Genomic DNA, 3,847 nt, shown 5'->3' with positions numbered 1-3,847 from the left:
ATCCGTCGCTACCCGGGCTGGTATCGGCACATCACCCTCGCCATGGCCGCCCACGCCTACCTGACAGTCATGCGGGCCCAGCAGCTCGAAAAGGGGCCGGACCGGCTCGAACGCCAGACCTGATCCCACTCACCGTCCCCGAGATCCGTCGACTGATCGCCCACCTCACCCGGCCCGTTCGCCGAAGCATCGCCCACGTCCTGCACCGGTCCCACCGGCGCCGCCGACGCCAACAGCAGGCCCGCACCAGCCACTACAAGAGACGAGGCAACAGCCCGAGAGCTGATGCCTCATCACGTTAAGCACCGTTGCAGTACTAAGACGCCCCAGGAGTTCCGGCCCCCGAAGGCAACCGTGCGCACCGCACCCGACCCATATCCACCAGATTGGAGTCGGTGACGAAGTTAGGACGTAACGACGCCGGTTCCTCTCGTACTCCTCTCCACCACGCTTACCGGACCCGCACCATCTGGCAGTACTGGCACGTCCCCACGTTGTCAGGGCCGCTCCCGCCCTCCCCGGCATCACCCGGATCAGGCTGCCCTCAGCTTCGCCGCCTTGCTGCGACAAGGTCAGCGGCGAAGGTCTCCCACCTCCGCTCGAACCAACAGCGCCTCACGGCGCAAACTCCTCGTTCGTCAGATCGCCTTTCCCCCCGACCGACAAACGATCAAGAACGGCGATCCAGTTCCAAGATCCAAAGATGATTCACCGGACACTGCCGTCGGCCGGCCACCCAGCTGACTCGGCCCGTCCGTCGCAGCATTGACCATGTCCCGCACTGGTCCAATGGCGACATCGACGCCAGCACCAGGCTCGGACCAGGCGCTACAGGCGACGAGGCCGCAGCCCAGAAGCTGAAGCCGCATCACAGTAAGCACCGTTGCAGTACTAGATCACGAAATCGCACTGAAGCACCAGTGAAGCGTTCATCCCAAACTGATATCCCATCCCCATCGAGCAAGATAAAAATTTTCAGTAGAACATTGAAATGAATCGCTCATTCCTGGTGATACCATCATTGATTTTTGCTATGGAATCAGCGATCTCGTCAATCGTCCAACTCGAGGCCTTGATGGCATCCTTCATCTCGAGAGTGAGATCATCGGGCCGCACAACACGCCAGCGCTGAACCTCGCATCCACTATCCTGCCAAATTACCTTTGCATTCATCAAGATCCGATCCGGCCCCGGGTCAAGTGCATCAATGTCCACTGGTTTTGCCTTCGGCAAGGTGATGCTAAAATTCCCACTGGAGTCAATCCAGACGACCGCCGTGCAGGCGGTCCCGTCAATTAGTGCAACCGGGCATTCGAACTTATTTTTCCCGCCTTCCACTCCGAGGAATACAGCGCTCTCCCAGGCCACAGACGCCAGTCCCTGCTGGTCCAGCAGCTCTTTGGCTAGATAAGAGCGCTCCATGGCGCGATCCAGTAGCCGGGTGGCGGCCAGAGCTCCGCCGCTATCACAGAAGTAGCCGTCGGCGTCAACGAACCCATCAATTCCCGCAAACTTGACAACGAATGCGCCATTATGGAAATCGGTCAATTCAAAAGTCGACTTCACCTTTTCCGGAATATCCGAAACGCCGAGCATTTCCAGGGCCAAGTATACGGCTTTTTCTGCCTTTCGAGTGGAGCTTGTCTTGTCCGTATGAATGGTTCTACCCGTATTATTTAGGGAAATCGACGCTCCGACCGCCCCGGTGAGATGGCCTACCGGCGTCATGGCACTGCCTGCAAGCTGTGCTGTGTGGTGGGAGATCGCACCGACCGCTCCTGCCCCCTTCGTCAGACCGGAGGCCAAACTGGCGCTTGCGGTGATCTTCCCCAAGGTCTTCCCGGTCGTGTCAGTCACTGTTGAATGAACTGATTTGGCAATGTTCTGTGCAGTCTTGCCATCCATGTGCCTCACGCTGATTCGAAGCGAGATTTTCTGCCAGGCCCGATTTGCGGCAAAATAGGCGACAGGAACGGCTTTGGCGGTGAGTCCATGTGTCGCACCGGTCAGTGCAACCGAGGCGGCCCCAACGATAGTTTGGAAGACAACCCCAATCACCTTGAGTGTCCCAGCCGTATCGGGGTGGTCAGCCTCGAACTTCGCCGTCGCCTTGGCGTTGAACTTGGCTTCGGCCCACCGGTATACTTCGTCAGATCCGGCCACCACCAGGCTTAGATATTCAGCACATTTCTTGTCTATCTCCTCAAACGCGACCAGCAACGGTTCGAAGGCGCCGACCAGAGGATCTGTACGGCCTTCCGCGAGGTCGGAATAGATTCGATCGAGATGCCCGTCGATAACCTGGAATATCAATCGGAACTTCTGCTGAATTTTCGGGTAGCTGTCGCAGGCCTCAATGAATCGACTGCTAGGCATTCCACAGTCCTTTGCAGTCCGGACATCCACAAGCGTTACCTGGATCCTGGTCACCAGTTCGAACATGGATTTAAGCCGGCAGGCCAGGTGCACCAGGTAATCATCATCTGAGCCCGCTTTGGCTCGCTGCCCGCCAGAGAGAACCGCCTCGGGGAGAGCCCCAACTGAGATCCTACCTTTAATGACTTTGATTCTTATTGAAAATTCTTCCCACGGGGTTTTCATGTGAGGGAATAGATTAGCCTGCCTTCCTTGGGCGTAGCCATGGGCCTGAGGCCCGGATCGGCCTTTCATGAGCGCGCCATCCCTGTATTGCTTGGAAATCGCAAGCGATTCCTTGAGAATCCCAACTCGGTCCGGATAGCTATGCCTCAGGAAGGCTTCAAAAAGATATCTCTCCTCGGGGTCGAGTGGAACTTCCGGCGATACCTTCGCAAACGGATTAGAGTTTCGGTGAGCAATGGTCTTCAAGAGGCTTGATTTCCCAGGGTCGACCTCACAAAGGAAGCTGAGATCAATTTCCGGCCAATGTTCGCTCATGGCTATTCTTTCACTGAAAGGTAGGGGCTTGGTGAATTCGAATAATGGCTCCGCATCGACAGTTAACCATGGCTGTGCTTAGAGGAGCTAAAACAAAAGCTCTGGTGTGGCCATGTCTGCTCGACGGTCTGCTCGTTGGTCCATCCGTGGGGAAGCCGAAGGGGCAGCCGTGGGTGGTGTCGGACGATCTGTGGGCGCGTATCGGGCCGTTGCTGCCGGTGCGGCAGCGCCGGTCACGCAATCCGGGGCGCCTGCCGTTGGATGATCGCGGGTGCCTGCAGGGGATCCTCCTCGTGCTGCGCACGGGCATCCAGTGGGATTGACGGCCGCAGGAGTTGGACTTCGGTTCGAGGATGACGTGCTGGCCCACCAGGTACGGCTGACCGAGCTACTGAACTTGAACTCGTGATGTCGGCCCTGGGGGTGGTCGGCCGTCCGTGATCAGGCCGGTGTTGGAGAGGCGCCCGTCGATGAGGTGGGGGCGGTACTGGATCTGCTTCAGGCTGCGCCTGACGGCCCGGGCGGGCTGGTCGAGGTTCGCGGCGGCGAGATTTGCCGATGGTGGGCTTGACCAGCGACCAGATGTCCTCTTGCGGGTTGAGGTCCGGTGCGTATGGGGTTTGTACGGTGACCGGTGTATCTCCCGATCTAGGAAGAGCACCTGATGAGCGACGTGATCGCCTCGGTTGAGGCGGTTGAAGAGGTCCGGCCGGTCGAGCTGTCGGCGGACCTGTTGGACGATCAGTTGATCGGGTAGCTGGTCGACCGGGCTCGCGCGAGCGGGCTCCAGTTGACCGGCGAGGTCGGGCTGCTGCAGCAGCTGACCAAGCGGGTGCTGGAGTCCGCTCTGGAGGGCGAGATCACCGACCACCTCGGATACGAGAAGCACGACCGGGCCGGTGCGGGCAGTGGCAACAGCCGCAACGGCGTC

2 protein-coding genes and 3 pseudogenes are annotated in these 3,847 nt (G+C 59.0%); 3 read left to right on the top strand and 2 right to left on the bottom strand.

Annotated elements, in window-relative coordinates:
* Positions 1-123: pseudogene (locus AC2TEW_RS38565) on the top strand (IS701 family transposase); the annotation flags it as partial.
* An 852-nt stretch (positions 124-975) separates the two neighbouring features.
* Here the strand turns inward: AC2TEW_RS38565 and AC2TEW_RS38560 are convergent.
* Positions 976-2,916, bottom strand: coding sequence for a hypothetical protein (locus AC2TEW_RS38560; protein ID WP_484627813.1), 1,941 nt, complete (start codon positions 2,914-2,916; stop codon positions 976-978).
* 173 nt (positions 2,917-3,089) lie between these two features.
* On the opposite strand from AC2TEW_RS38560, the gene AC2TEW_RS38555 reads away from it, so the two are divergent.
* Positions 3,090-3,239, top strand: coding sequence for a transposase (locus AC2TEW_RS38555; protein WP_484627812.1), 150 nt, complete (start codon positions 3,090-3,092; stop codon positions 3,237-3,239).
* A 65-nt stretch (positions 3,240-3,304) separates the two neighbouring features.
* Here AC2TEW_RS38555 and AC2TEW_RS38550 read toward each other — a convergent pair.
* A pseudogene (locus AC2TEW_RS38550) lies at positions 3,305-3,530 on the bottom strand (IS630 family transposase); the annotation flags it as partial.
* Between the two features lie 50 nt (positions 3,531-3,580).
* On the opposite strand from AC2TEW_RS38550, the pseudogene AC2TEW_RS38545 reads away from it, so the two are divergent.
* Positions 3,581-3,847: pseudogene (locus AC2TEW_RS38545) on the top strand (transposase); the annotation flags it as partial.

The organism is Kitasatospora sp. NEAU-CNBT7, from assembly GCF_057220535.1.
This window is presented reverse-complemented; position numbering and strand designations above follow the sequence as displayed.